The sequence below is a fragment of the Stenotrophomonas rhizophila genome, from assembly GCF_001704155.1.
Taxonomy (GTDB): domain Bacteria; phylum Pseudomonadota; class Gammaproteobacteria; order Xanthomonadales; family Xanthomonadaceae; genus Stenotrophomonas; species Stenotrophomonas rhizophila_A.
In genome coordinates, this window is record NZ_CP016294.1 from 3,710,050 (window position 1) to 3,737,028 (window position 26,979).

A 26,979-nucleotide genomic window follows, 5' to 3' on the forward strand; every position below is an offset into this window, starting at 1 on the left:
TGGCCCGCGCGGCAGCAGCGAATCATATTCCGTTTGATTATAAGGCGGCGTCATCGCCTGCCCGGCGGCGCTCAGGGGTGGTCCAGCGGCTGCGGCGCCCGCACCTGGCGGACCCGCTCGCGGTGCAGCAGGTACAGCCCGGAGGCCACGATGATCGCCGCGCCCAGCCAGGTGAAGCGGTCCGGCAGCACGCCCCAGAACAACAGGTCCCAGCCGATCACCCAGACCAGCCCGGTGTATTCCAGCGGGGCGATCAGCGAGGCCTCGCCCAGCTGGAAGGCCCGCGTCAGCGCCACCTGGCCACCCGCCCCGGCCAGGCCCATGCCGGCGATCAGCCAGCCATGGCGCAGCTGCAGCGGCTGCCAGTCCGGGATCGCCAGCAACCCGGCGCCCAGCGCCAGGATCACCAGGAACCAGACCACCATCGACTGCGGCGTGTCGGTGCGGGTCAGCATGCTGACGGTGATCGCCGCCACCGCATAGGCGGTGGCCGCCAGCAGCACCATCAGGCCCGGAATGGAAATGAAGCCATCCACGCCGGGACGCAGCACCACCAGCACCCCGACCAGGCCGATGCCGATGGCGAGCCAGCGGCGTGGCCCGACGTATTCACCGAGCAGCGGCACCGACAGCGCGGCGATCAGCAGCGGCGCGACGAAATAGATGGTGTAGGCGGTGGACAGCGGCAGGCTGCGCAGGGCGAACACGAAGCACCCGATCATGGCCATGCCGAGCAGCCCGCGCAGCAGGTGCAGGCCCCACCGGACCGGAATCAGCGAGCGCGGGCCGGCCGTGGCCAGCACCCAGACCAGCACGAACGGCAGCGACGCCGCGCCACGCAGGAAGGTGACCTGCAAGGTCGGGTAGCTGGAGGACAACTGCTTCATGCCCGCATCCATCAGCGAGAAGCAGGCCACGGCCATGAGCATCCAGGCGACGGCACGGGTGGGGGTGCGTTGGGATTCCATGGCCCATTATCACCGCCCTTGCCGGGACGTCCATGCGGGGGTTGTTAGAATGGCGGCTTCACCTGCAGGAGTTTGCCCCATGCCCTCTTTTGACGTCGTTTCCGAAGTCGACATCCACGAACTGACCAATGCGGTCGACCAGGCCAACCGGGAGCTGTCCACCCGCTTCGATTTCAAGGGCGTGGATGCCAAGTTCGTGCTGGAAGACAGCGTCATCAGCCAGTCCGCCCCCAGCGACTTCCAGCTGCAGCAGATGACCGACATCCTGCGCCAGCGCCTGACCGCGCGGAAGATCGACGCCGCCTGCCTGGAATTCGGTGATATCGAAACCAACCTCGCCGGCGCCCGCCAGAAGATCACGGTCAAGCAGGGCATCGAGCAGAAGGTGGCCAAGAAGATCGCCGCCGCGATCAAGGAAGCCAAGCTCAAGGTCGACAGCCAGATCAACGGCGACAAGCTGCGCGTCACCGGCAAGAAGCGCGACGACCTGCAGGACGTGATGGCGCTGCTCAGGAAAGGCACGTTCGAGGTTCCGCTGCAGTTCGACAACTTCCGCGACTGATTGCCCATGAACGACACGCCCCTCATCGCCGACACCGCGCCGGACGGCAGCGATCCCATCGCGGAAACCCGGCGTTGGCTGGAGCAGATCGTCATCGGCCTGAACCTGTGCCCGTTCGCCAAGGCTGTGTACGTGAAGGACCAGGTGCGCTTCGTGCTCAGCGACGCCACCACCGTCGAAGCGCTGGTGGAAGAACTCGCCGAAGAGCTGGTGCTGCTGCGCGACACCCCGGCCGAGCAGATCGACACCACGCTGATCGTGCACCCGGACGTGCTGACCGATTTCCTGGATTACAACGACTTCCTCGACAACGCCGATGCCGCGATCGAAGCCTTGGACCTGCAGGGCATCCTGCAGGTGGCCAGCTTCCACCCGCAGTACCAGTTCGCCGGGGTCGCGCCGGATGACGTGAGCAACTACACCAACCGCGCGCCCTACCCGACCCTGCACCTGCTGCGCGAAGACAGCGTGGAACGCGCCGTGGCCGTCTTCCCGGACCCGGACGTGATCGTCGAGCGCAACATCGAAACGCTGGACAAGCTGGGCATCGAAGGCTGGACCCGCCTGCTCGGCCGCAAGGACACACCCCGGTGCCACTGACCCCGGCCATCACCGACTGGCCCGCGCAACCGCTGCGCGACCGCGTGGTGATCGTCACCGGTGGCGCACAGGGCGTGGGCCGTGGCATCGCGCAGGCGGTGCTGGGCGCCGGCGGCAGCGTGATGATCGCCGACCTGGACGCCGACGCCGGCCGCGCCTGCCTGAAGGAATGGGCGCTGCCCGAGCGCGCCGCGTTCCAGCGTGCGGACGTGGCCAGCGAGCGCAGCGTGCAGGCGCTGGTCAAGGCCACGCTGAAGCGTTTCGGGCGGATTGATGGATTGGTCAACAACGCCGGCATCGCCAGCGCGCATGGCACCCCGCTGGCGGAGATGACGCTGGCCGAATGGCAGCGCCGCCTGTCCAGCCTGCACGGGGCGTTCCTGTGCAGCAAGCACGCGCTGCCGGCGCTGCGCGCGCAGGCCGGCGGTTCGATCATCAACATCGCCTCCACCCGCGCCTGGCAGTCCGAGCCGGACAGCGAAGCCTATGCGGCGGCGAAGGGGGGGCTGGTGGCGTTTACCCACGCGCTGGCGATCAGCAGCGGGCCCGATGTGCGGGTCAACAGCATCAGCCCCGGGTGGATCACCACCGATGCCTGGCAGACCCCGGCACGGCGGCGCACGCCGAAGCTGTCGCGCCGCGACCATGCCCAGCATGCGGTGGGGCGCGTCGGCCAGCCGGAAGACATCGGTGCGCTAGCGGTGTTCCTGCTCTCGGACCTGTCCGGCTTCATCACCGGGCAGGACCACATCGTCGACGGCGGCATGAGCCGCACGATGATCTACGCCGAGTGATTCACCGCCGTGCCGACCAACGGTCGGCACCTACCCGGATCAATGGTGCGTGCGCACCAACGGTCGTACCGGTAGGTACCGACCGTTGGTCGGTACCCATCGCATCAACCGGCCATGCCGTTGTGACGCAGCAACGCGTCCACGTTCGGCGCACGCCCGCGGAACGCGGCGAAATTCTCCGCTGCACTCCGGCTGCCGCCCCGTGACAACACTTCATCGCGGAAGCGCCTGCCCGTTTCGGCCACCTGCTCCGGCGCTTCCTCGAATGCGGCGTACGCATCGGCGCTGAGCACCTCGGCCCACTTGTAGCTGTAGTAGCCCGCCGCATACCCGCCCGCGAAAATGTGGCTGAACTGGTGCGGGAAGCGGTTCCATTCGGGCGGGCGGTTGACCGCCACTTCGTCGCGCACGCGTTCCAGCAGCTGCAGCACGCTGTCCTGCACCGGATCGAAGCTGCTGTGCAGCTGCATGTCGAACAGCGCGAACTCCAGCTGGCGCACGGTGAACATGCCGCTCTGGAAATTACGTGCGGCCAGCATGCGGTCAAACAGCGCGCGCGGCAGCGGCTCGCCGCTGTCCACATGCGCGGTCATCGCCTGCACCCGGTCCCACTCCCAGCAGAAGTTCTCCATGAACTGGCTGGGCAGTTCCACCGCATCCCACTCCACGCCGTTGATGCCGGCCACGCCGAGCTCGCCGATGCGGGTCAGCAGCTGGTGCAGGCCGTGGCCCATTTCATGGAACAGCGTGGTCACTTCGTCGTGGCTGAAGGTCGAGGCCTTGCCCTCGCCACCCTTGCCGAAGTTGCATACCAGGTACACCAGCGGCGTCTGCACGCCCTGCGCGGTATCACGGCGGTTGCGGCAGTCGTCCATCCACGCGCCGCCGCGCTTGCCTTCGCGCGCGTACAGGTCCAGGTAGAACTGGCCGACCAGCGCGCCCTGCGCATCGACCAGGCGGAAGAAGCGCACGTCCGGATGCCACACCGGCGCCTGGTCGGGCTGCACCTGCAGGCCATAGAGGCCGTGGATGACGCTGAACAAACCCTCCAGCACCTTCGGCTCGGTGAAGTACTGCTTCACTTCCTGCTCGGAATAGCTGTAACGCGCCTGCTTCAGTTTCTCGGAGGCAAAGGCGAGGTCCCACGCTTCCAGCGCAGGCAGGCCCAGCTCGTCGCGTGCGAATGCGTCCAGCTCGGCGCGGTCGCGCTGCGCGTAGGGTTTCGCACGCGCTGCCAGGTCGCGCAGGAAACCCAGCACCTGCGGCGCGTCGTCGGCCATCTTGGTGGCGATGGAGTACTCGGCGTAGTTGGCAAAGCCCAGCAGGGTCGCCAGCTCGGCGCGCAGCGCCAGCACGCGATCGATGTGCGCGCTGTTGTCCAGCTTGGGATCGCCGAACTCGGAGGCGCGCAGCGCGTTGGCGCGGTACAGCGTCTCGCGCAGCGGACGGTGTTCTGCATAGGTCTGCACCGGCAGGTAGCACGGCATCTGCAGGGTCAGCTTCCAGCCTGGAAGACCCTCCTTCTCCGCGGCGGCGCGCGCAGCGGCGACCACATCGTCGGGCAGGCCGGCCAGTTCGCTGCGGTCTTCCACGTGCAGCGACCATGCATCGGTCGCATCGAGCACGTTCTGCGAGAACGTTGCCGACAGCGCCGAGAGCTCCTCGCGGATCGCGCTGTAACGCGCCTTGCCGGCCTCGTCCAGTTCGGCGCCACCCAGGCGGAAATCGCGCAGTGCGTTGTCCAGCACCTTGCGCCGGGCCGGGTCGTACTGCGTCGCTTCCGGCGTGGCGGCCAGCGCGCGGTACTGCTCGAACAGCGCCAGGTTCTGGCCGAGCGCGCTGCCAAAGCGGGTCACCTTCGGCAGGTTGCTGTTGTAGGCCTCGCGCAGCGCCGGGGTGTTCACCACCGCCTGCAGGTGGCCGACCTGGCCCCAGGCGCGCCACAGGCGTTCGGTGGCATCGTCCAGCGGCTCGACGAAGCTGGCCCAGCTGACCGGCTGCACGGTTTCGGCGGCTTTCACCGCCGCTTCGGCCTGCGCCAGCAAGGTGTCGATGGCCGGCCCGATGTGTTCGGGCTGGATCGCATCGAAACGGGGCAGGCCGGAAAAATCGAGCAGGGGATTGGCAGGGGTCACAGGGGTCTCCAGACAGCGGGGCCGGCACGCCGGCGTTTCCCACGATATGGCACCGGACCCGGCGCCGCACAAGCCCCGCCGGCCACGGGTTCGTGGCCGTTCACCCGCCTGCGGTGCTCAGTACAGGGCTTCCAGCGCGGCGTTGGGCAGCTCCGGCAGGCCCTGCCCGGCCACGGCCGCGGCGATCACCGCATCGACCTGCTCCACGTCGATGCCCTGCCGCGGGTACCAGTCCGGGTTGTAGTAGCTGTGCGCATAGCGTTCGCCGCTGTCGCACAGGATCGTCACGATCGAGCCGCTGCGCCCGGCCGCGCGCATGCGTTCGGCTGCGTGCAGCACGCCGATGAAGTTTGTGCCGGTAGAGCCGCCGACCCGGCGCCCCAGTTGCCGGCTGACGTGGCGCATCGCCGCCAGGCTCAGCGCGTCGGGCACCTTGACCATCGCGTCCACGCTGGTCGGGATGAAGCTCGATTCCACTCGTGGGCGGCCGATGCCTTCCACGCGCGAGCCGCCACTGCAGGTCAGTTCGCGCCACGGCTCGCCCGCCAGCGCGGCGCGGTAGCCGTCGAAGAACACCGACACTTCCGGGTCCGCGCACAGGATGCGGGTGTCATGCCGGCGGTAGCTGACATAACGGCCCAGCGTGGCAGCGGTACCGCCGGTGCCGGGGCTGCACACGATCCATTCCGGCACCGGATGCGGCTCTTCGGCCATCTGCTTGAAGATGGATTCGGCGATGTTGTTGTTGGCACGCCAGTCGGTGGCGCGCTCGGCGTAGGTGAACTGGTCCATGAAGTGGCCGCCGGTTTCGCGGGCGAGCTTTTCCGAATCGCAGTTCAGGTCGCAGGCGCGCTCCACGAGGTGGCAGCGCCCGCCGTGGAATTCGATGGCGGCGATTTTTTCCGGCGAGGTGGTGGCCGGCATCACCGCAATGAACGGCAGGCCCAGCAGGCGCGCGAAATAGGCTTCAGACACGGCCGTGGAGCCGCTGGACGCCTCGATCACCGGGCGCCCCTCGCGCAGCCAGCCGTTGGCCAGTGCGTACAGGAACAGCGAGCGCGCCAGGCGGTGCTTCAGGCTGCCGGTGGGATGGCTGGATTCATCCTTGAAGTACAGCTCGATGCCCGGGTGGCCCGGCAGGTCCATCGGAATGAGGTGGGTATCGGCCGAACGGTTGAAATCGGCTTCGATCTTGCGGATGGCGGCGGCCACCCATTCACGCTGCGACATGTCGACGACGGGCCAGGAAGATGCAGCATTCTACGTCCCCTTGCCGCCGCCCCGCTAAAATGAACGGCCAGCCGCATTGCGCGGCACCCCCACAGGATCTTCCATGAGCCTTGCCTCCCTGCAGTCCCAGCCGGGCGTTGCCGCCCAGCCGCCGGCCGAAACCACCGGCTTCGTGTTCAACCACACCATGCTGCGCGTCAAGGACGCCGCCGCCTCGCTGGACTTCTACACCCGCGTGCTCGGCTTCCGCCTGCTCGACCAGCGCGATTTCCCCGAGGCGCAGTTCAGCCTGTACTTCCTGGCCCTGCTGCCGGCGGGCACGTCCATCCCCGAGGGCGACGACGCCCGCCGGGTGTGGATGGCCGGCCTTCCGGGCGTGCTGGAACTGACCCACAACCATGGCACCGAAAGCCAGGAAGGCCGCGTGTACCACGACGGCAACCAGAACCCGCGCGGCTTCGGCCACATCTGCGTCTCCGTGCCGGACATCCAGGCCGCCTGCCAGCGCTTCGATGAGCTGCAGGTGCCCTACCAGAAGCGCCTGGAAGACGGCCGCATGAAGCACCTGGCCTTCATCAAGGACCCGGACGGCTATTGGGTGGAGATCATCTCCAACACCCCGATTGGCTGACCGCCCCGGCTTCAACAATGTGCACGCCCTGCCAAGGCGGGCGTGCACCGCCGGTGGTATACCTGCGTTCCTTTCCACCCGAAGGAACCCGCATGGAAACCATGGAACTGCACCGCGGCCGGCTGATCGACCACCTGCAACTGATCGTGCGTGACCTGCCGGCCAGCCGCCGCTTCTACCAGGCCGTGTTCGACACCATCGGCATTCCCATCGCCGGTGAGGGCGATACGTATTTCTGGGCCGATGAGCTGTTCATTTCCACTGCCGACAGCGAGGCGGCCGCCGGTGAACTGACCGGCCGCCACCACCTGGCCTTCCAGGCCCGCGACCGCGCCACCGTCGATGCCTTCCACAAGGCGGCGTTGGCCGCAGGCGGCAAGGACAACGGCGCCCCCGGCGAACGGCCCTACCACCCGGGCTATTACGCCGCCTTCGCGATCGATCCGGACGGCAACAACATCGAGGTCGTGTACCACGGCCCGGCGACCTACAGCGCCGACTCGGTGAAAGTCACGTTCTGAGTACCGTCGTTACCCGGCCGCGCCTGAACCCTTCAGCCACCACCCACGCCAGTCTCACAACGTGAGACTGGCCGCCCCTACCGTCTCTCCATGGAGACGATACGCAAACTGGCGATTCTGGCCGATGCCGCCAAGTACGACGCGTCCTGCGCCTCCAGTGGCGCGGGGCGGCGGGATTCGCGCGCGTCCGGCGGCATCGGCAGCACCGAAGGCGCCGGCATCTGCCACAGCTACACCCCTGACGGTCGCTGCGTCTCGTTGCTGAAGATTCTGCTCACCAACTTCTGCATCTACGACTGCGCGTACTGTGTGAACCGGGTCTCCAGCAACGTACCGCGCGCACGCTTCAACGTGGCCGAAGTCGTCGCGCTGACCATGGATTTCTACAAGCGCAACTACATCGAAGGGTTGTTCCTTTCCAGCGGCATCATCCGCAATGCCGACTACACCATGGAGCAGATGGTGGAAGTGGCGCGCCAGCTGCGCGAGGAACACCGGTTCTCCGGCTACATCCATCTCAAGACCATTCCGGAAGCCTCGCCCGAACTGCTGGCGGCGGCCGGCCGCTACGCCGACCGGCTGTCGATCAACATCGAGCTGCCCACCGAGGAGGGCTTGAGCAGCTTTGCGCCAGAGAAATCGCTGCCTTCCATTCGCGGCGCGATGGGTGAACTGCGCTGGCGCATCGAAGAAGCCAAGGAGGCCAAGGCCGCCAGCGAGGCCAAGCCCACCACGGTGGCGGCACCGACGCCGACCGCCCCGGCCAAGCGCGCCGGCCGCGCCCGTGCGCCGCGCTTTGCGCCTGCTGGCCAGAGCACGCAGATGATCGTCGGTGCCGACGGCGCCAGCGACCAGCAGATCCTCGGTGCTGCCGACAACCTGTACGGCAACTACCGCATGCGCCGGGTGTACTACTCCGCCTTCAGCCCGATCCCCGACGCCAGCCGCCTGCTTCCGGTGCAGGCACCGCCACTGGCGCGCGAACACCGCCTGTACCAGGCCGACTGGCTGCTGCGCTTCTATGGCTATGGCGTGGAGGAAATCACCGATACCACCCAGAACGGCATGCTCGACCTGGACATCGACCCGAAGCTGGCCTGGGCGATCCGCCACCCTGAACGCTTCCCGGTCGATCTCAACGTGGCGTCGAAGGAGATGCTGCTGCGCGTGCCGGGGTTGGGCGTGCGCAACGTCAAACGCGTGCTGATGGCACGCCGCCATGGCCGCCTCCGCGTGGCCGACGTGGCCCGCCTGCGCGCGCCGATGAGCAAACTGCTGCCGTTCGTGCAGCTGGCCGACCATCACCCGCGTCGCGCACTGGATGACCCCACCGCGCTGCGCGCGCGGCTGGCACCGCCACCGCGCCAGGCCTCGCTGTTTCCCGACGCTGCCGCATGAACCGCTGGAGTGTGCGGGTCGACCCGTCGTGGTCGGTGCAATCCTGGCGTGAGGCCGCGCGGCGGGCGCTGCAGCACCGCGTCGCACCGGAGCAGCTGGACTGGCTGCAGGAGGGTGAAGGTTCGCTGCTGGACGCGCCGGCGCTGGCCACCCTCTCAGTGCCTGACGCTGAAGCCACCGCCATTGCGGTGCCGAAGGCGTTCCTCGAACTGGCCGCCAGCTGCCTGTGCCACCGCGATCCGCAGCGCCACTCGCTGCTGTACCGCATGCTGTGGCGGATCACCCACGGCGAGCGTGGCCTGCTCACCAACCCGGCCGATCCGGACGTGCTGCGTGCGATGGCCCTCGCCCAGGCGGTGCGCCGCGACAGCCACAAGATGAAAGCCTTCGTGCGTTTCCGCGAAGTACCGGGCGAAGAGGATGCCTTCATCGCCTGGTTCGAGCCCGATCACTTCATCGTGGATCGGGTCGCGCCGTTCTTCGCGCGCCGCTTTGCGGGCATGCGCTGGGCCATCCTCACGCCGTATCGCAGTGCCCGCTGGGACGGCCAGGTGCTGGCATTCGGCCCCGGCAGCAAGCAGGCGGATGCGCCGGTGGAGGATGCGCGCGAAGAGCTGTGGCGCACCTACTACGCCAACATCTTCAACCCTGCCCGGCTCAACACGCGGATGATGCAGCAGGAAATGCCGGCCAGGTACTGGAAGCACCTGCCGGAGGCGAGCCTGCTGCCCACGCTTGTACGCGATGCCGGTGACCGCGTGCAGGAAATGCATGACCGTGAAGCGCAGGCGCCACAGCGGCGGATTCCCGAGCAGCACATTCCCGTGCGCGGCCCGGCAACCGCGAACGGCGATTCCCTCGACGAGCTGCGCACCGCGGCCGCCGCTTGCCGCCGTTGCCCGCTCTGGGAGCCGGCCACCCAGACCGTGTTCGGCGAAGGCCCGCGCGATGCGCAGGTGATGCTGGTCGGCGAGCAACCCGGGGACTCCGAGGACCTGAGCGGCCACCCCTTCGTCGGGCCGGCGGGGCAGCTGTTGAATCGTGCGCTGCAGGAACTGGGCATCGATCGCAACACGCTGTACCTGACCAACGCGGTGAAGCACTTCCGCTACGAGCGGCGCGGAAAGAAGCGCATCCATTCCAAACCTCAGGTCACCCATATCAACGCGTGCCGGCCATGGTTGCTGGCGGAGATTGAACAGGTAAACCCGAAAGTAATTGTCTGTCTGGGCGCCAGTGCAGCGCGTGCCGTGTTTGGTCCCGGCTTCCTACTAGGCCGCGACCGTGGCCAATGGCATACCCTGGAAGACGGCACGCGCGGGTTCGCCACGGTCCACCCGTCGTGGGTACTGCGGCAAAGCGCGGGCCCGGCGCAGGCGGATGCGTATCGACTGATGCTGGACGACTTGGCGAAGCTTGCGGATCACATTCCCACCCACCATCCTTCCGGCAAACAGGGGTAGTTCGAAACCCACCCGATTGCCATTCGCGACAAGGGGCAGGGGCTGATCCGCAGCGTGCCTGAGTGATTGAAGTCGTTTTTTTTGTGCATTTTTCAGCCTCCTTGCCATGTTTGGCACGCTGGCCGATTACAGGTTGAAGAGGCACCTGGGTGGGGCAGGCCGCGCGACGGTATGCTGCATCCATGGCTACTTCAAAATCCAGCCCGCAGCCCTGTGCTGCCGAAAGGAGTGAAAGCAGACGCGTCCGGATGACCGCCGCGGACCTGCACACCTTGAGCGACGAGGAAAGGATTCGCCGGATATATGACATGACGCCGGAGCAGGCGGAGGCGATCATACGCAAGTCCGGCATCTTGACCGCTTCTGGCAAGCTGAAGCGCGGCTACCGATGAACGATGGACATCTTCGGCTCGGTTATCACGGCTGCGACGTCACGGTCAGAGACGGACTGGTTTCCGGACGACTGTCGCCTTCGCCCAGTGGCAATCAGTACGACTGGCTCGGCCCAGGCTTCTACCTGTTCGAAGGCGATGAAGAGAGGGCGATGGCCTTTGCCGAAGCAGCGGCCAGCCAACCGCAGCGCAGATTGACGGCGAGACCCATTGCGACACCAGCCGTCGTTGGGTGTGTCTTCAGCGTTCACCGATGCCTTGACATGACCACAAAGGCCGGCCGTCTGGAGTTCGAGAACGCCTACCTGAACTTCCAGGCGGGCTACCTTCGTATTGGGCAGTCACTCCCTCTGAATGTCCCGGTGGACGCACGTGACGAAGAGATCCTACTTCGTGGACTGGATAGAGCGGTGATCCAATTCATACATTCAAGCCGCCAGGACGTTGCCGGGCTCGAGCAGTTCCAAGCCGTGCGGGGCGCCTTCCGACAAGGTCCCGAAATCGCGCCGAACTCCGGATTTCACAGGGATAGCCATGTGCAGATTGCCTTGAGAGACACCGGCTGCATCAAGGGCTGGTTTCTCCCTCCGGGTACGAAGCAGCTCTCTCAACCAGAGCTCACCAAGGCGCAAACCGCGCTGCGTCTAGTACGAGAAAGCACTGCCAAGTTCCTCCAACGCGTGGAAACTGCCACGCGCTGAGCCAGTAGAGCGAGGCTCTGAACCGCTGCGCAGAGCCCCGCTCACGGTATTCCTTTAATGCGCGGCCATGTAGATGTCCTGAAGCACCGCCTTCTCCAGCTCCAGCTCGCTGAGCAGGTTCTTGACGATGTCACCCAGGCTGAGGATGCCCACCAGCTTGCTGCCTTCGGTCACCATCAGGTGGCGGTGGCGCGAGTAGGTCATCAGCGCCATGGCCTGCTTCAGGGTCGCCTCGGGGGCGATGCCTTCCAGGCCGGCCGAAGGAAGCGTGGAGATGACCCGGCGACCCGCCTGCGGGCCGTCGTCGGCCAGACTGCGCACGATGTCTTTCTCGGAGATGATCCGGACCGGCACATCATCCTTCATCACCACCAGCGCGGCGATCTTGTGCGCGCTCATCTTGTGGGCAGCGGCGCCGATCGTGTCTTCGACGTCGATGGTGACAACGGAGTCTTTCTTGGATTGCAGAAGTTCGCGAACGTTCATTCTTTTTCCTGTTGCAGACTGGGTGAAGCCACACGCCTTGCGTGGTGGGACCGATTGACGCAGCCAGCGGCTGACACCCCGAGAATGGCATTTCGACTAGAACCGACGCTGAATGTCGCAGGCGGACTCGACTAAAGTTTTCCCGACGCCAGAAACGGCAAAGGGCGGCCCGGGTGGACCGCCCTTTGGCTGGGATGGTGCAGCGACCACCGGTCGCTACCTAGCCATTCATTTCTTGACCGAGCACGTGCCGTGCGCAGCCAGCTTGAGGCTGGCAATCTGGCGGCGCCCTTCTGCTTCCGGCACCGCCTCGAGCTTCGCACCGCCCACAAAGACGCCCATCTTGATGGACTGCCGGATGAAGTAGTTCTGGCCCGAAGCGGTGACCAGCTTCAGATCGTTCGGCGAGAACTCCGACTCGGTGGAGAAGGTGTGCTCGCGGTCGCCCGCAACCAGGGTGTAGAAGAACACCTTGTTCGCGGTCTCACCCAGGCACTCCCCGTCGATCAGGACATCCTTCTTGAGCGCCTGGCCTACACCGCTGTTGCGGAACACGTAGACACCCGCCTTGCCCGCTTCCGGAGCGGGGAACGTCTTGGCGACATCCAGCGTCCCCTTGTCAGCCATCGGAACCGACGCGCAGCCGGACATCAAGGTGATGGCCGCAGCCACCCCCAGCATCAACATCTTGTTCAAACAAAGCCCCCTGTGGCGTGCATCCTGCACGCGATTGTTGGACATCGGATGGCGAGTCGGTGCGGTGGGGGTCGCGGCCTGTGGCGCCGTCGCGGAGTCTATCCGGGTCTCTACAAAGCTGTATAGGGGCCGGGTACCACCATGAAAAAGGGCGGCCCCTCAGGGTCGCCCTTCCCTACCCGCAACCGGCCTTGGTCGCTTGCTATTCCACCGTCACGCTCTTGGCCAGGTTGCGCGGCTTGTCCACGTCGGTGCCGCGCGCCAAGGCGGTGTGGTACGCCAGCAGCTGCACCGGGATGGTGTGCACCACCGGGCTGAGCACGCCGGCGTGGCGCGGAGTGCGGATGACATGCACGCCTTCGGATTCGACGAAGTTGCTGTCCTGGTCGGCAAACACGAACAGCTCGCCGCCGCGCGCGCGCACTTCCTGCATGTTGGATTTGACCTTCTCCAGCAGGCTGTCGTTGGGCGCGATCACCACCACCGGCATGTCTTCATCGACCAGGGCCAGCGGGCCGTGCTTGAGCTCGCCAGCCGGGTAGGCTTCGGCGTGGATGTAGGTGATTTCCTTGAGCTTGAGCGCGCCTTCCAGTGCGATCGGGTAATGCAGCCCGCGGCCCAGGAACAGGGCGCTGTTCTTGCGCGCAAAGCGCTCTGCCCAGATGGCGATCTGCGGTTCCATGTTCAGCGCATGCTGCACGCTGCCCGGCAGGAAGCGCAGCTGCTCCAGGTACTCCGCTTCCTGCGCGGCATCGATGCGGCCGTGCAGCTTGCCCAGCACCACGGTCAGCTGGAACAGCGCGGCCAGCTGGGTGGTGAACGCCTTGGTCGAGGCGACGCCGATCTCGGCGCCGGCACGGGTGTAGCAGACCAGTTCGCTGGCGCGCGGGATCGCGCTTTCCGGCACGTTGCAGATCGACAGCGTGTGCAGGTGGCCCAGCGATTTGGCGTACTTCAGCGCTTCCATCGTGTCCAGGGTTTCACCGGACTGGGAGATGGTGACGATCAGGTGCTTGGGGTTGGCATACGCGGCGCGGTAGCGGTACTCGCTGGCGATCTCCACGCTGCACGGCAGGCCGGCGATGGATTCGATCCAGTAGCGCGCGGTCAGGCCGGCGTAGTAGCTGGTACCGCAGGCCAGGATCTGCACGCCTTCGATGCCGGCCAGCACGCTTTCGGCGTTCTTGCCGAACAGCTCGGCCGGGAAGCCACCGGCGTCGATCGCCGCTTCGATGGTGTCGCCCAGCGCGCGCGGCTGTTCATGGATTTCCTTCTGCATGAAGTGGCGGTACGGGCCCAGCTCCAGCGAGGCCAGCGACACGTCCGACTGGTGCACGCCACGGTCCACCGGCTGGTTGTGTTCGTCATACACCTGCACGCCATCGCGGCGGATGTCGGCGGTGTCGCCCTCCTCCAGGAAAATCACGTTGCGGGTGGCTGAGATCACCGCCGACACGTCGGAGGCCACGAAGTTCTCGCCCTGGCCCAGGCCCACCAGCAGCGGGCAGCCCATGCGCGCACAGACGAAGTGGTCCGGCTCGGCGCGGCTCATCACCGCCAGCGCATAGGCACCGGTCAGTTCCTTGACCGTGCGCTGCAGCGCCGACAGCAGGCTGTCGCCGTTCTTCAGGTTGTGGTGCATCAGGTGGGCGATGACTTCGGTGTCGGTCTGCGACTCGAACACGTAGCCCAACCCGCGCAGGCGCTCACGCTGCTCTTCGTGGTTTTCGATGATGCCGTTGTGCACCAGCGCAACGCCGTGGCTGATGTGCGGGTGGGCGTTGGCTTCGGTAACGCCGCCGTGGGTGGCCCAGCGGGTGTGGCCGATGCCGAGCGTGGCGTCGAAGCCTTCGGCGATGGCGGCCTTTTCCATCTCGGCCACGCGGCCGGTACGGCGCACGCGGCGCACGTCGGCCTGGGCCTGGGTCTGGTCCAGTACCGCGATGCCGGACGAGTCGTAGCCCCGGTATTCCAGCCGCTTCAGTCCTTCGATGAGTACCGGTACCACATCGCGATCCGCGATCGCCCCCACAATCCCGCACATAGATTCAGATCCCTGCTGTCGAACGCCCATTCTAGCGTGGGCGGCTGGACCGCTTGGACGCTGTCCGCTTAACAAAAGTGTCCGCTGCGGTGTCCGCGGACACCCGGACAATCGCGCCCGCTTCGCAAGCTGTTGTTTTCAAAGGGGCCAATGTTGGCACGCGGTGTGCTTGGTATACCGCAACCCAACCGCGAACGAGCCCGATGATCCGCGACACTTCCGCACAGGACCAGACCCTCTCCACCCCGGGCACGGCCGCGCCGTGGAAGCGCTGGCTGTGGCCGGGCATCGCCGCGCTGGTGGTGCTGCTGGCGATCGTCTTCGCCGCCCGCGCCTGGCTCGGGTCCAGCCGCTCCTTTGACAGCGCGCGGGTGCGCATTGCCGAGGTCAAGCAGGGCGACCTGGTCCGCGACCTGGCCGCCGATGGCCGGGTGATCGCCGCTAACAGCCCGATCCTGTACGCGATCTCCGCCGGTACGGTGGACCTGAAGGTGGTGGCCGGCGATGTGGTGAAGAAGGGCCAGGAGCTGGCGGTGATCGACAGCCCCGAGCTGCGCAGCAAGCTGGCCCAGGAGCGCACCACCCTGGCCGGGCTGGAAGCCGAAGCCAGCCGCGCCGTGCTCGATGCCACCCTGGCCCGGGCCAAGGCCAGCAAGGAAACCGACCAGGCCAGCATTGAGCGCCAGGCCGCCGAACGCGACCTGCAGCGCTACCAGCGCGGCTATGACGGCGGCGCGGTGCCGCAGATCGACCTGGCCAAGGCCAACGACAGCCTGAAAAAGGCCGACATCTCGCTGGCCAACGCCCAGACCGACGCCCGCCTGCAGGGCCAGGGCGCGGACCTCGATGCCCGCAACAAGCGCCTGCTGGCCGACCGCCAGCGCGCGGTGGTGGAAGAAGTGCAGCGCCAGGTGGACGCGCTGACCCTGCGCGCACCGTTCGATGGCCAGGTGGGCCAGGTCCAGGCCACCCAGCACACCCAGGTGGCGGCCAACGCGCCGATCCTGGGCGTGGTCGATCTGTCGCGCTTCGAGATCGAGATCAAGGTGCCGGAAAGCTTCGCCCGCGACCTGTCCATCGGCATTCCGGCCCAGCTCACCAGCGGCAACGGCCAGCCGTTCCCGGGCGAGATCAGCGCGGTGTCGCCCGAAGTGGTGGCCGGCGAAGTGAACGCCCGCATCCGCTTCACCGACAAACAACCGCAGGGCCTGCGCCAGAGCCAGCGCATGCAGTCGCGGATCGTGCTCGATACCCGCCGCAATGTCATCAAGGTCGAGCGTGGCCCGTTCGTGGAACAGGGCAACGGCCAGGCCTACGTCATGGATGGCGATACCGCGATCCGCCGCCCGGTGCGGCTGGGCGTCAGCAGCCTGGGCGAAGTGGAAATCCTGTCCGGCCTGCGCCCGGGCGACCGCGTGGTCGTCTCCGGCGCTGAACTGTTCGGCGATGCCGAATCCGTGTCCATCAACTGATCACCCTCATCACTTCAACCAAGGAAACAGCCATGCTCGAGATGCGCTCGGTCGCCAAAGTATTCCGCACCGAACAGGTGGAAACCCATGCCCTGCGTTCGCTGGACCTGCACGTGCGCGAGGGTGAGTTCGTTGCGGTAACCGGCCCGTCCGGTTCGGGCAAGACCACCTTCCTCAATATCGCCGGCCTGCTGGAAACCTTCACCAGCGGCACCTACATGCTCGATGGGCAGGACGTGAGCAAGCTGGGCGACGATGCCCGCAGCCGCCTGCGCAACCAGAAGATCGGCTTCATCTTCCAGGGTTTCAACCTGATCTCCGACCTCAACCTGTTCGACAACGTCGACGTGCCGCTGCGTTACCGCGGCATGCCGGCCAGCGAACGCAAGCAGCGCATCGAACGCGCGCTGGGCCAGGTCGGGCTGGGCTCGCGCATGAAGCACTACCCCTCCGAACTGTCGGGCGGCCAGCAGCAGCGCGCCGCCATCGCCCGCGCCCTGGCCGGCAGCCCGCGCCTGCTGCTGGCCGACGAACCGACCGGCAACCTGGACAGCCAGATGGCCCGTGGCGTGATGGAACTGCTGGAAGAGATCAACGCCGCCGGCACCACCATCGTCATGGTCACCCATGACCCGGAACTGGCCGCGCGTGCCCAGCGCAACGTGCACATCGTCGATGGCCAGGCCACCGACCTGGTGCGCGAACCGGTGCTGGCCACCCCGCGCGTTGCCGTCGCCACGCTCAACGACTGAGGCCCGCCACCATGCTCGCCTACTACTTCCGACTGGCCCTGCGCAGCTTCCGGCGCAACAAGGTGCTGACCGCGCTGATGGTGATCGCCATCGCGCTGGGCATCGGTGCTTCCATGACCACCCTGACCGTGTTCCATGTGCTGTCAGGCGATCCGATCCCGCAGAAGAGCGACCGCCTGTTCAACGTGCAGGTCGACCCGCGACCGATGATCGGCTACCAGCCCAGCGAAGAGCCCGAAGAACAGGTCACCCGCTTCGATGGCGAAACGTTGCTGCGTGAAAAGAAGGCCAAACACCAGGTGCTGATGACCGGTGGTGGCGTCACGGTGGAACCGGACAACAGCACGCTGCGCCCGTTCGACACCGATGCGCGCTATGCGTCCAGCGATTTCTTCACCATGTTCGATGCACCGTTCAAGTACGGCCAGGGCTGGAAGCCCGACCAGGACGAAGGCCGTGGCCGGGTGGCGGTGATCTCCAAGGCCTTGAACGAGAAGTTGTTCAACGGCCAGAACAGCGTGGGCAAGCCATTGCGCATGGATGGGCACACCTTCAACATCGTCGGCGTGCTGGACGAATGGAATCCCAACCCGCACTTCTACGACCTGGAAACCGGCCGCTACGGCGACAGCGAAGACATCTTCGTGCCGGTGTTCACCGCGCTGGACCTTAAGTTCGGCCGCAACGGCAACATGAACTGCTGGGACAACGCCAACGGCGAGGAAACCGCGCTCAATGCACCGTGCGTGTGGATGCAGTACTGGGTTGAGCTGGCCTCGCCGGCCGACGCCGGCGACTACCGGGCGTACCTGGAAAACTATTCGGCACAGCAGAAGGCCGCCGGTCGCTTCCAGCGTCCGTCCAACGTGCGCCTGCGCAATGTAATGGAGTGGTTGGACTTCAAGCAGGTGGTGCCCAGCGACGTACGCCTGCAGCTGTGGCTGGCACTGGGCTTCCTGGCGGTGTGCCTGATCAACACGGTGGGCCTGCTGCTGGCCAAGTTCCTGCGCCGCAGCGGCGAGATCGGCGTACGCCGCGCACTGGGTGCCAGCCGTGGGCAGATCTTCCTGCAGTCGCTGGTCGAAGCCGGCACCGTCGGCCTGGCCGGTGGCGTGCTGGGCCTGGGACTGGCCCTGCTGGGCCTGTATGCAGTTCGGCAGCAGCCGGTGGACTACGCCAAGCTGGCCACGCTGGACGGCAAGATGCTGCTGCTCACCTTCGGCCTGACCCTGGCCGCCAGCCTGCTGGCCGGTTTCCTGCCGGCGCTGCGCGCCATGCAGGTCACCCCCGCCATTCAACTCAAATCGCAGTAAGGATCCGGAGCACATCATGGATATCCGACCCATCCTGAGCACGTTGCGCCGGCACAAGACCGCCGCCGCACTCATCGTGCTGGAGATCGCGCTGACCTGCGCGATCGTCTGCAACGCGTTGTTCCTGATCGGCCAGCGCCTGGAAAAGATCAACCAGCCCAGCGGCATTGCCGAACAGGAGCTGCTGGAAGTGCGGCTGGGCGGCATCGGCAAGCAGGTCAATGCCACCGCCCGTACCCGTGAGGACCTGGCCGCGCTGCGCTCCATCCCCGGGGTGAAGAACGCAGTGGCGATCAACCAGCTGCCGTTCCGGCGCAACTCCTGGAACACCAGCCTGTCGCTGATCCCCGACCAGGAACGCCCCAACTTCAACGCCGCGCAGTACTTCTCCATGGAAGGTACGCTGGATACCATGGGCCTGCAGCTGGTGGCCGGCCGCGACTTCGAGGGCGACGAATTCGCCAACCTGGAAGACGTGGAGAAGGACGCCACCATCGAGCAACGCGGCTCGGCGGTGATCCTGAGCAGCAAGGCCGCCACCAAGCTGTTCCCGGATGGCCAGGCCATCGGCAAGACGATCTACAGCGGGCGCATGCCGCTACGCATCGTCGGCGTGGTGAAGGAACTGGCGCGCCCGGTGACGGTGGAGTCCGACACCGGCTATTCGATGATCCTGCCGGTGCGGGTCAACTACGATATGGGCACGTACCTGATCCGGGTGACCGACGCGGCGCGCCGCCAGGAAGTGCTCACCGCCGCCGTGGCCGCGCTGGAGAAGGTGGACAGCAGCCGCATGGTGCGCGCCAAGCTCACCTACGAAGAACAGCGCACCAAGTACTTCCAGAACGACCGCGCAATGGTCGGCCTGCTGATCACGGTCTGCGTGGCGCTGCTGGTGGTCACCGCGCTGGGCATCGTGGGCCTGGCCAGCTTCTGGGTGCAGCAGCGTACCAAGCAGATCGGCATCCGCCGTGCGCTGGGCGCCACCCGTGGCCAGATCCTCCGGTACTTCCAGACCGAGAACTTCCTGCTGGCCACCGTGGGTATCGTGCTGGGCATGCTGCTGGCGTACTCGATCAACCTGTGGCTGATGGGTGCCTACGAGCTGCCGCGCATGCCGATCACCTACCTGCCCATTGGCGCAGTGCTACTTTGGCTGCTGGGCCAGATCGCCGTGTTCGGGCCCGCCCACCGCGCCGCGGCGGTACCGCCGGCCGTCGCCACCCGGAGTGCCTGACATGACCGTTTCCCCCATCCGTCTCACGCTGGCCGCCCTGCTGATGATCAGCACCACCGCCTGCGCCGAAAGCACCCAGACCGAGTCGTCGCGTATGGACTGGCGCCAGGATGGCGCGCGCCTCACCCTCGAATCCGAACAGGGCGCGGTGAGCGTTACCGCCGCGTCGCCGGCCAGCCGCTTCGGCGTGCAGGCCGGCGACCAGGTCCTGCGCGTGGACGGCGTGCCGGTGCGCAAGGTGGGCGAATTGACCGACGCACTGTCGGCCAGCGACAAAGCCAGCGTGCCGGTCACGGTGCGCCGCGCCGGCCGCGACCAGGTAGTCAGCGTGCCGACCTCAGCATGGCGCGCGGTGCAACCGCCGCCCCCGCCTCGCCCGCCGGCGCCGCCGTCACCGCCGGGACGCCCGTAAGCCGCCTTCCGGGCCCACCCTGCCGGTGGGCCCGGCGCTCGGGTACTCTCTGCCTACTTTCCGGTCCTTCGTTGCCGCATGCCTTCGATCCTGATCATTGACGACAACGCCAGCGTGGCTACCGCGCTGGAGGTCCTGTTCTCGCTGCACGACATCGACGCCGTGCACGCGCTGTCGCCAGACGAGGGCCTGGCGCTGCTGGAACAGCAGCCGGTGGACCTGGTCATCCAGGACATGAACTTCACCGAAGACACCACGTCCGGTGAAGAAGGCGAGGCGCTGTTCCAGCAGATCCGCGCCCGCCATCCGGACCTGCCGGTGATCCTGCTTACCGCCTGGACCCATCTGAGCAGCGCGGTGGACCTGGTCAAGGCCGGCGCGGCCGACTACCTGGCCAAGCCCTGGGACGACCGCAAGCTGCTGACTACGGTCAACAACCTGCTGGAGCTGTCTGAAACCCGCCGCGAGCTTGACCGCCGCCGTGCGCGCGAACAGCGCGACCGCACGGCGCTGGAAGCACGCTACGACCTGCGCGGCGCGGTGGTGGCCGACCCGGCCAGCGAACGCGTGGTGAACCTGGCCTGCCAGGTCGCGCGCTCCGAGCTGCCCGTGCTGATCACCGGGCCCAACGGCGCAGGCAAGGAGAAGATCGCCGAGATCATCCAGGCCAACTCGCTGGTGGCCAAAGGCGCGTTCGTGGCGCTGAACTGCGGCGCCATTCCGTCCGAGCTGATCGAGGCTGAACTGTTCGGCACCGAGGCCGGCGCCTACACCGGCGCCAACAAGGCGCGCGAAGGCAAGTTCGAAGCCGCCGATGGCGGCACGTTGTTCCTGGACGAGATCGGCAACCTGTCGCTGGGCGGGCAGATGAAGCTGCTGCGCGTGCTGGAAACCGGCCGTTTCGAGCGGCTGGGCTCCAACCGCGAGCGCCAGGTCAAGGTGCGCGTGATCAGCGCGACCAACGCCGACCTGCCGGCGATGATCCGCGACGGCCAGTTCCGCGAAGACCTGTACTACCGCCTCAACACCGTTGAATTGGCACTGCCGCCGCTGGCCGAGCGACCGGGCGACATCCTGCCGTTGGCCGAGCGCTTCCTGGGCGATGGCAAGCCACTGTCCAATGCCGCCGCCAGTGCGTTGCAACGCCACGCGTGGCCCGGCAACGTGCGCGAGCTGCGCAACGTGATCCAGCGCGCCGGCCTGCTCGCACAGGGCCCGCGTATTGAAGTGGGGGACCTGAACCTGCCGCGTGCCGTGGCGGCGCCGCGTGCGGCCACGCCTGCCGCCGACCCGGACCGCAGCCGGATCGAATCGGCGCTGTCGCACAGCCACGGCATCATTGCCCAGGCTGCGGCCGAACTCGGCCTGAGCCGGCAGGCGCTGTACCGCCGCATGGACCGCTACGGTATTCCGCGCGAATGAAGCGCACCTCGTTCACCTTCCGCCTGTTCCTGCGCCTGCTGCCGGTGCTGGCGCTGGCCGCGGCCGGGCCGTGGCTGCTGGCGTACTGGATGGACCAGGGCTGGCTGGTGACGCTGGTGTCGGCCGTGGCGCTGCTGGTGTTGATGTGGTGGACGTTGCGCCGTGCCACCGCGCCGGTCCGCTCGCTGCTGCGGGCGCTGTCGGGCACCACCAGCAGCTACCGCGATGGCGAATACAACTTCAGCGTGTACTGGCCGGGCAACGATGAACTGGGCGACCTCGTCCAGGCGCACCGCGAGCTGGGTGACGTGCTGCGCGAACAGCGCCAGGGTCTGGTGCAGCGCGAGCTGCTGCTGGACACCATGGTGCAGAACACGCCGGTGTCGATGCTGCTGCTGGCCAACGGCGGCGATGGCGTGCAGCGCGTCATGTTCTCCAACCTGGCCGCGCGCAAGCTGCTGCACAACGGCTGGAAGCTGGAAGGCCAGGCCATGCAGAACGTGCTGGAGACCATGCCGGTGGAGCTGCGCGATGCCATCGTACGCGGCGGCGACAGCCTGTTTGCGGTGCGCGGCCCGGGTGACGTGGATGACGAGGCAGATGACGATGACGAGCAGGTCTACCACCTGTCGCGGCGCAGCTTCCATCTCAACGGCCGCCCGCACGACCTGCTGCTGATCCGCCTGCTCACCGCCGAGCTGCGGCGACAGGAAGTGCAGACCTGGAAGAAGGTGATCCGGGTGATCAGCCACGAACTCAACAACTCGCTGGCACCGATTGCGTCGCTGGCGCATTCCGGGGGCGAGCTGGTGCGGCGTGGCAAGACCGAGCGCCTGGAAGAAGTGTTCGCCACCATCGAAGACCGGTCACGGCACCTGGAAGGCTTCATCCGCGGCTACGCGCGCTTTGCCAAGCTGCCGCAGCCGCAGCTGCAGAACGTGCAGTGGAAGCAGTTCCTGGCCGGGCTGCAGCTGCAGATTCCATTCCGCATGGCGGACATTCCCGAAGACCTTCAAGGGCGCGTGGACATCGCCCAGCTGGGACAGGCGCTGCTGAACCTGCTCAAGAACGCGCATGAAGCGTGCGCTGAAGCCGACCCACCCAATGATGACGTGGAGCTGCGCCTGACCCGGCTGCCGCAGTGGCTGCGGATCGAGGTGCTGGACCGTGGCAAGGGCATGAACGAGGCGGTGCTGCAGAACGCGCTGATGCCGTTCTATTCCACCAAGCGCAATGGCACGGGGCTCGGGTTGGCGCTTACCCGCGAAATCGTCGAGGCGCATGGTGGGCGCGTGTCACTGCAGAACCGCCGCGAGGGCGGTCTGTGCGTGGCGATCTTTTTGCCGGGGTGATGGGTTCGCCTTGGCCGGCCAACGGCCGGCGCTACGAATTTTTACGGGCCCATTGGGATCCGGATCAATCAACCTTTGGCGCCGGATAGCCCGCGGTGGCGCCGGCCGGTGGCCGGCCCAGGCGGTGCCCGGTTACTTCTTCACCGGGCGGTGCCAGCCTTCAATCGTCTGCTGGCGCGCGCGCGCGACGGTCAACTCACCTTCCGGTGCATTGCGGGTAATCACCGAACCGGCCGCGATTGTTGCGCCCTGCCCGATCGTCACCGGCGCCACCAGCGAGCTGTTGGAGCCGATGAAGGCGTTGTCGCCAATGGTGGTCTGCGACTTGTTCACGCCGTCGTAGTTGCAGGTGATGGTGCCGGCCCCGATGTTGACCTTGCTGCCGATCACCGCATCACCCAGGTAGGTGAGGTGGTTGGCCTTGCTGCCCACGCCGAGGTGGACCTTCTTGGTTTCCACGAAATTGCCCACGTGCGAACCGTCGGCCAGCACGGTGCCCGGACGCAGCCGCGCGAACGGGCCGATGTCGGCCGCGCCCTCGCTGACCACGCCGTCCAGGTCACAATGCGGCTTGACCACCGTGCCGGCGGCCAGCTTGACGTCCTTGAGCCGGGTGAACGGGCCGATGCTGACCCCGTCGCCCAGTTCAACGGTGCCTTCCAGGATCACGTTGACGTCGATCTGCACATCGCGGCCGACCGTGACCGTACCCCGGATATCGAGCCGGGCCGGGTCGATCACGCGGGCGCCCTGCGCGCACAGCGCACGCACTTCGCGCAGCTGCCACGCGCGTTCGAGCTGCGAGAGCTGCCAGGGGTCGTTGGCACCCTCGGCCTCCTGCGCGTCGGCCACGAAGGCCATGTCGGCGGGCGTGTAGTCCGCTGCGGCGGACGCGAACACATCGGTCAGGTAGTACTCGCCCTGCGCGTTGCTGTTGGACAGCTGCGACAACCAGGTGCGCAGCGCGGTCGATTCGGCGGTGATGATGCCGGTGTTGATGGTGCGGATGGCCAGCTGTTCGTCGGTCGCGTCCTTCTGCTCGACGATCGCGCCCACTTTGCCTTCGGCATTGCGTACGATCCGGCCATAGCCGGTTGGGTTGACCATATCGGCCACCAGCACGGCCAGGCGGCCCGGCTGCGCCAGCAGGTGGCGCAGGGTATCCACCTGGATCAGCGGCACATCGCCGTACAGCACCAGCACCGTGGCCGCATCGGGCACCTGCGGCATGGCCTGCTGCACGGCATGGCCGGTGCCCAGCTGCTGGGTCTGTTCGGCCCACTGCAGGTCCGGCTGGTCGGCGAACGCCGCGCGCACCGCTTCACCACCGTGGCCGTACACCACATGGATGGCGTCGGGCCGCAGCTGGCGCGCGGTATCGATCACATGGGCCAGCATCGGGCGGCCGGCAATCGGCTGCAGCACCTTGGGCAGGTCCGACTTCATGCGCTTGCCAGCGCCGGCGGCGAGGATGATGACGTGCAGGGCTTGGGTCATGGGGATGGAGGGTGATCAAAGGTGACGACTGCGATTCTAGAACGCCCGCCGTCAATGTGCCGCGTTTCCGGTACGCGGAAACAACAACGCCGGCAGAAGCCGGCGTTGTCGCATGCAGCGGTAAGCGCTGGAACTCAGTGCTTGAGGGTCTTGCGCAGGCGCTCCAGCGCCTGCAGCTGGACCACGGCTTCGGCCAGCTTCTGCTGGGCTTCGGCTACTTCCATCGCTTCGCCACGGTTGGCCAGGATGCGCTCGGCTTCTTCCTTGGCCTTGCGGACCGAGGTTTCGTCGATGTCCTGCGCGCGGATCGCGGTGTCGGCCAGCACGGTCACGACCTGCGGCTGCACCTCGAGGATGCCGCCGGAGATGGCGAAGTCCAGCTGTTCGCCATTCGGGGTGGTGACCACCACCTTGCCCGGCTTGAGCCGGGTGATCAGCGGGGCGTGCTTGGGCGCGATGCCCAGTTCGCCAAGCTCACCCGTAGCCACGACCAGAGTCGCTTCACCACGGAAGATTTCCTGCTCGGCGCTGACGATGTCGCAACGGATGGTGCTCATGATCAGGCCTTCTCAGCCATCTTCTTGGCTTTCTCGACCGCTTCTTCGATGCTGCCGACCATGTAGAACGCCTGTTCCGGCAGGTGGTCGTACTCACCGTCGACGATGGCCTTGAAGCCGCGGATGGTGTCCTTCAGCGACACGTACTTGCCCGGCGAGCCGGTGAACACTTCGGCCACGTGGAACGGCTGGCTGAAGAAGCGCTCGATCTTGCGGGCGCGCGACACGGCCTGCTTGTCTTCTTCGGACAGTTCGTCCATGCCCAGGATGGCGATGATGTCCTTCAGTTCCTTGTACTTCTGCAGGGTCTGCTGGACGCGCTGGGCGGTGTCGTAATGTTCGTGGCCGATGACCAGCGGGTCCATCTGGCGGCTGGTCGAATCCAGCGGATCCACCGCCGGGTAGATACCCAGCGAGGCGATCGAACGCGACAGGGTCACGGTCGAATCCAGGTGGGCGAAGGTGGTCGCCGGGGACGGGTCGGTCAAGTCATCGGCCGGCACGTAGACGGCCTGGATCGAGGTGATCGAGCCGTTCTTGGTCGAGGTGATGCGCTCCTGCAGGACGCCCATTTCCTCGGCCAGGGTCGGCTGGTAACCCACGGCCGACGGCATGCGGCCCAGCAGTGCCGACACTTCGGTACCGGCCAGGGTGTAGCGGTAGATGTTGTCGACGAACAGCAGCACGTCCTTGCCCTTGCCGTTTTCGTCCTTCTCGTCGCGGAAGTATTCCGCCATGGTCAGGCCGGTCAACGCGACGCGCAGGCGGTTGCCCGGCGGCTCGTTCATCTGGCCGTACACCATCGCGACCTTGTCCAGGACGTTGGAGTCCTTCATCTCGTGGTAGAAGTCGTTGCCCTCACGGGTACGCTCACCCACGCCGGCGAACACGGACAGGCCGCTGTGCGCCTTGGCGATGTTGTTGATCAGCTCCATCATGTTGACGGTCTTGCCGACGCCGGCGCCGCCGAACAGGCCGACCTTGCCGCCCTTGGCGAACGGGCACATCAGGTCGATGACCTTGATGCCGGTTTCCAGCAGCTCGGTGGCCGGGGACTGGTCTTCGTACGACGGCGCTTCACGGTGGATTTCCCAGCTGTCGCTGGCGGTCACCGGACCGGCTTCGTCGATCGGACGGCCCAGCACGTCCATGATGCGGCCCAGGGTGCCGGCACCGACCGGCACCGAGATGGCGCGTTCGGTGTTGGTGGCCACCAGGTTGCGCTTCAGGCCGTCGGTGGAGCCCAGCGCGATGCAACGGACCACGCCGTCGCCGAGCTGCTGCTGCACTTCCAGCGTGATTTCGGTGTTGTCCACCTTCAGCGCGTGGTACACCTTCGGCACCGACTCGCGGGGGAATTCCACGTCGACGACGGCGCCGATGATCTGAACGATCTTGCCCTGACTCATTGCTGCATCCTCTAATTTAAATGCTTTGACTGCGCGCGTCAGACTGCTGCCGCGCCGCCGACGATTTCCGAAATTTCCTGGGTGATCGCTGCCTGGCGGGCCTTGTTGTAGACCAGCTGCAGGGTTCCGATCAGCTTGTTGGCGTTGTCACTGGCCGACTTCATCGCGACCATGCGGGCTGCATGCTCGGACGCGACGTTTTCCAGCACTGCCTGGTACACCAGCGATTCGACGTAACGCGTCATCACGTGCTCCAGCACGGTCGCGGCGTCGGGTTCGTACAGGTAATCCCAGTCGTGGTGTGCAACCTGCTTCTCGGCGGCCGGCAACGGCAGCAGCTGGTCGAAGCTGGCCTTCTGCGTCATCGTGTTGATGAAGCGGTTGTAGACCAGGTACACACGGTCGACCTTGCCCTCGGTGAAGGCATCGAGCATGACCTTGATGACACCGATCAGCTGTTCCAGGTGCGGCACGTCGCCCATGTGGGTGACGCTGCCGACCATGTTGACCTTGACGCGGCGGAAGAAGGTGGATGCCTTCTGGCCGATGGTCACCAGGTCGATCTCGGCGCCCTTGTCCTGCCACTCGCGCACGTCGCCGAGCATCTTGCGGAACAGGTTGTTGTTCAGGCCGCCGGCCAGGCCGCGGTCGGAAGAGACCACGATGTAGCCCACGCGCTTCACTTCGTCGCGCTGGACCAGGAACGGATGCTGGTAATCGGTGCTGGCCTGGGCCAGGTGGCCGATCACCTGCTTCATCGCCTGCGCATACGGACGCGACGTCTTCATCCGCTCCTGCGCCTTGCGGATTTTGGAGGCCGAGACCATTTCAAGCGCGCGGGTCACCTTGCGGGTGTTCTGCACGCTCTTGATCTTGGTTTTGATTTCGCGTCCGCTTGCCATCTCTTATTCCCGTAGAGCGGGGCCATGCCCCGC

26 protein-coding genes are annotated in these 26,979 nt (G+C 66.4%); 16 read left to right on the plus strand and 10 right to left on the minus strand.

The features are described from left to right. Positions 1-71: 71 nt before the first annotated feature. Positions 72-968, minus strand: a complete 897-nt coding sequence (locus tag BAY15_RS16510) for a DMT family transporter (RefSeq protein WP_068854075.1) — start codon at positions 966-968, stop codon at positions 72-74. A 79-nt stretch (positions 969-1,047) separates the two neighbouring features. Here BAY15_RS16510 and BAY15_RS16515 point away from each other — a divergent pair, with 79 nt between their 5' ends. Genes BAY15_RS16515 through BAY15_RS16525 form a run of 3 tightly spaced genes read left to right on the plus strand, consistent with a single transcriptional unit; the run spans position 1,048 to position 2,924 of the window. Further along, positions 1,048-1,530, plus strand: a complete 483-nt coding sequence (locus BAY15_RS16515) for a YajQ family cyclic di-GMP-binding protein (protein WP_068854076.1) — start codon at positions 1,048-1,050, stop codon at positions 1,528-1,530. A gap of 6 nt (positions 1,531-1,536) precedes the next feature. After that, the gene (locus BAY15_RS16520) at positions 1,537-2,130 is read left to right on the plus strand and encodes a DUF1415 domain-containing protein (protein ID WP_068854077.1); all 594 of its coding nucleotides are present in this window, start codon (positions 1,537-1,539) and stop codon (positions 2,128-2,130) included. Then, positions 2,121-2,924 carry an SDR family oxidoreductase gene (locus tag BAY15_RS16525; RefSeq protein WP_068854078.1) on the plus strand — a complete coding sequence of 268 codons (804 nt, stop codon included), beginning with the start codon at positions 2,121-2,123 and terminating at the stop codon, positions 2,922-2,924. The genes BAY15_RS16520 and BAY15_RS16525 overlap by 10 nt, the downstream gene beginning before the upstream one ends. A 104-nt stretch (positions 2,925-3,028) precedes the next feature. Here the strand turns inward: BAY15_RS16525 and BAY15_RS16530 are convergent, their stop codons facing one another. Then, a complete protein-coding gene (locus tag BAY15_RS16530) occupies positions 3,029-5,059 on the minus strand; it encodes a M3 family metallopeptidase (RefSeq protein WP_068854079.1) in 2,031 nt (676 codons plus the stop codon). Between the two features lie 117 nt (positions 5,060-5,176). After that, on the minus strand, positions 5,177-6,289 hold the full coding sequence (locus tag BAY15_RS16535) for a PLP-dependent cysteine synthase family protein (RefSeq protein ID WP_068854080.1): 1,113 nt from the start codon (positions 6,287-6,289) through the stop codon (positions 5,177-5,179). Between the two features lie 103 nt (positions 6,290-6,392). Here BAY15_RS16535 and gloA point away from each other — a divergent pair, with 103 nt between their 5' ends. The 6 genes from gloA (at position 6,393) to BAY15_RS19290 (ending at position 11,395) form a co-directional block, all read left to right on the plus strand. Then, a complete protein-coding gene (gloA, locus tag BAY15_RS16540; RefSeq protein WP_068854081.1) occupies positions 6,393-6,920 on the plus strand; it encodes a lactoylglutathione lyase in 528 nt (175 codons plus the stop codon). Positions 6,921-7,012: 92 nt separating this feature from the next. Further along, a complete protein-coding gene (locus BAY15_RS16545) occupies positions 7,013-7,441 on the plus strand; it encodes a VOC family protein (RefSeq protein ID WP_068854082.1) in 429 nt (142 codons plus the stop codon). 90 nt (positions 7,442-7,531) lie between these two features. Beyond that, the gene (locus BAY15_RS16550) at positions 7,532-8,839 is read left to right on the plus strand and encodes a putative DNA modification/repair radical SAM protein (protein WP_068854083.1); all 1,308 of its coding nucleotides are present in this window, start codon (positions 7,532-7,534) and stop codon (positions 8,837-8,839) included. After that, on the plus strand, positions 8,836-10,302 hold the full coding sequence (locus tag BAY15_RS16555) for a UdgX family uracil-DNA binding protein (RefSeq protein ID WP_068854084.1): 1,467 nt from the start codon (positions 8,836-8,838) through the stop codon (positions 10,300-10,302). The genes BAY15_RS16550 and BAY15_RS16555 overlap by 4 nt, the downstream gene beginning before the upstream one ends. 248 nt (positions 10,303-10,550) lie before the next feature. Continuing rightward, positions 10,551-10,694, plus strand: coding sequence for a hypothetical protein (locus BAY15_RS19285; RefSeq protein ID WP_157771771.1), 144 nt, complete (start codon positions 10,551-10,553; stop codon positions 10,692-10,694). Continuing rightward, entirely contained in the window at positions 10,691-11,395 is a 705-nt protein-coding gene (locus BAY15_RS19290; protein WP_068854085.1) for a hypothetical protein, read from the plus strand. The genes BAY15_RS19285 and BAY15_RS19290 overlap by 4 nt, the downstream gene beginning before the upstream one ends. A 54-nt stretch (positions 11,396-11,449) precedes the next feature. On the opposite strand, the gene BAY15_RS16565 is transcribed toward BAY15_RS19290, so the two are convergent. From BAY15_RS16565 to glmS, 3 genes are all read right to left on the minus strand, one after another. Next, positions 11,450-11,881, minus strand: a complete 432-nt coding sequence (locus BAY15_RS16565; protein WP_068854086.1) for a CBS domain-containing protein — start codon at positions 11,879-11,881, stop codon at positions 11,450-11,452. 228 nt (positions 11,882-12,109) lie between these two features. After that, on the minus strand, positions 12,110-12,568 hold the full coding sequence (locus BAY15_RS16570) for a DUF2846 domain-containing protein (protein WP_083214287.1): 459 nt from the start codon (positions 12,566-12,568) through the stop codon (positions 12,110-12,112). Between the two features lie 211 nt (positions 12,569-12,779). Next, complete coding sequence (gene glmS / locus BAY15_RS16575) at positions 12,780-14,621, minus strand: glutamine--fructose-6-phosphate transaminase (isomerizing) (protein WP_068854088.1); 1,842 nt, start codon at positions 14,619-14,621, stop codon at positions 12,780-12,782. Between the two features lie 203 nt (positions 14,622-14,824). Between glmS and BAY15_RS16580 the strand changes: the two genes are divergently transcribed. The 7 genes from BAY15_RS16580 to BAY15_RS16610 all read left to right on the plus strand — a co-directional run bounded on the left by BAY15_RS16580 (position 14,825) and on the right by BAY15_RS16610 (position 22,581). After that, positions 14,825-16,093: an efflux RND transporter periplasmic adaptor subunit gene (locus BAY15_RS16580; RefSeq protein WP_068854089.1), complete on the plus strand. Its 1,269-nt coding sequence runs from the start codon at positions 14,825-14,827 to the stop codon at positions 16,091-16,093. 32 nt (positions 16,094-16,125) lie between these two features. Further along, the gene (locus BAY15_RS16585) at positions 16,126-16,845 is read left to right on the plus strand and encodes an ABC transporter ATP-binding protein (RefSeq protein ID WP_068854090.1); all 720 of its coding nucleotides are present in this window, start codon (positions 16,126-16,128) and stop codon (positions 16,843-16,845) included. An 11-nt stretch (positions 16,846-16,856) separates the two neighbouring features. After that, positions 16,857-18,158 carry an ABC transporter permease gene (locus BAY15_RS16590; RefSeq protein WP_068854091.1) on the plus strand — a complete coding sequence of 434 codons (1,302 nt, stop codon included), beginning with the start codon at positions 16,857-16,859 and terminating at the stop codon, positions 18,156-18,158. 16 nt (positions 18,159-18,174) lie between these two features. Further along, on the plus strand, positions 18,175-19,395 hold the full coding sequence (locus BAY15_RS16595) for an ABC transporter permease (protein WP_068854092.1): 1,221 nt from the start codon (positions 18,175-18,177) through the stop codon (positions 19,393-19,395). 1 nt (position 19,396) lies between these two features. Next, a complete protein-coding gene (locus BAY15_RS16600; RefSeq protein ID WP_237334281.1) occupies positions 19,397-19,807 on the plus strand; it encodes a PDZ domain-containing protein in 411 nt (136 codons plus the stop codon). Between the two features lie 78 nt (positions 19,808-19,885). Then, positions 19,886-21,229, plus strand: a complete 1,344-nt coding sequence (locus tag BAY15_RS16605; protein ID WP_068854093.1) for a sigma-54-dependent transcriptional regulator — start codon at positions 19,886-19,888, stop codon at positions 21,227-21,229. Further along, the gene (locus tag BAY15_RS16610) at positions 21,226-22,581 is read left to right on the plus strand and encodes a sensor histidine kinase (protein ID WP_068854094.1); all 1,356 of its coding nucleotides are present in this window, start codon (positions 21,226-21,228) and stop codon (positions 22,579-22,581) included. The genes BAY15_RS16605 and BAY15_RS16610 overlap by 4 nt, the downstream gene beginning before the upstream one ends. 132 nt (positions 22,582-22,713) lie before the next feature. Here the strand turns inward: BAY15_RS16610 and glmU are convergent, their stop codons facing one another. The 4 genes from glmU to atpG all read right to left on the minus strand — a co-directional run bounded on the left by glmU (position 22,714) and on the right by atpG (position 26,946). After that, positions 22,714-24,078, minus strand: coding sequence for a bifunctional UDP-N-acetylglucosamine diphosphorylase/glucosamine-1-phosphate N-acetyltransferase GlmU (glmU, locus tag BAY15_RS16615; protein ID WP_068854095.1), 1,365 nt, complete (start codon positions 24,076-24,078; stop codon positions 22,714-22,716). 134 nt (positions 24,079-24,212) lie between these two features. Next, positions 24,213-24,635, minus strand: a complete 423-nt coding sequence (locus BAY15_RS16620; RefSeq protein ID WP_068854096.1) for a F0F1 ATP synthase subunit epsilon — start codon at positions 24,633-24,635, stop codon at positions 24,213-24,215. A 2-nt stretch (positions 24,636-24,637) separates the two neighbouring features. Then, complete coding sequence (gene atpD, locus BAY15_RS16625) at positions 24,638-26,044, minus strand: F0F1 ATP synthase subunit beta (protein WP_068854097.1); 1,407 nt, start codon at positions 26,042-26,044, stop codon at positions 24,638-24,640. Between the two features lie 38 nt (positions 26,045-26,082). After that, positions 26,083-26,946 carry a F0F1 ATP synthase subunit gamma gene (gene atpG / locus BAY15_RS16630; RefSeq protein ID WP_068854098.1) on the minus strand — a complete coding sequence of 288 codons (864 nt, stop codon included), beginning with the start codon at positions 26,944-26,946 and terminating at the stop codon, positions 26,083-26,085. Positions 26,947-26,979: the final 33 nt, after the last annotated feature.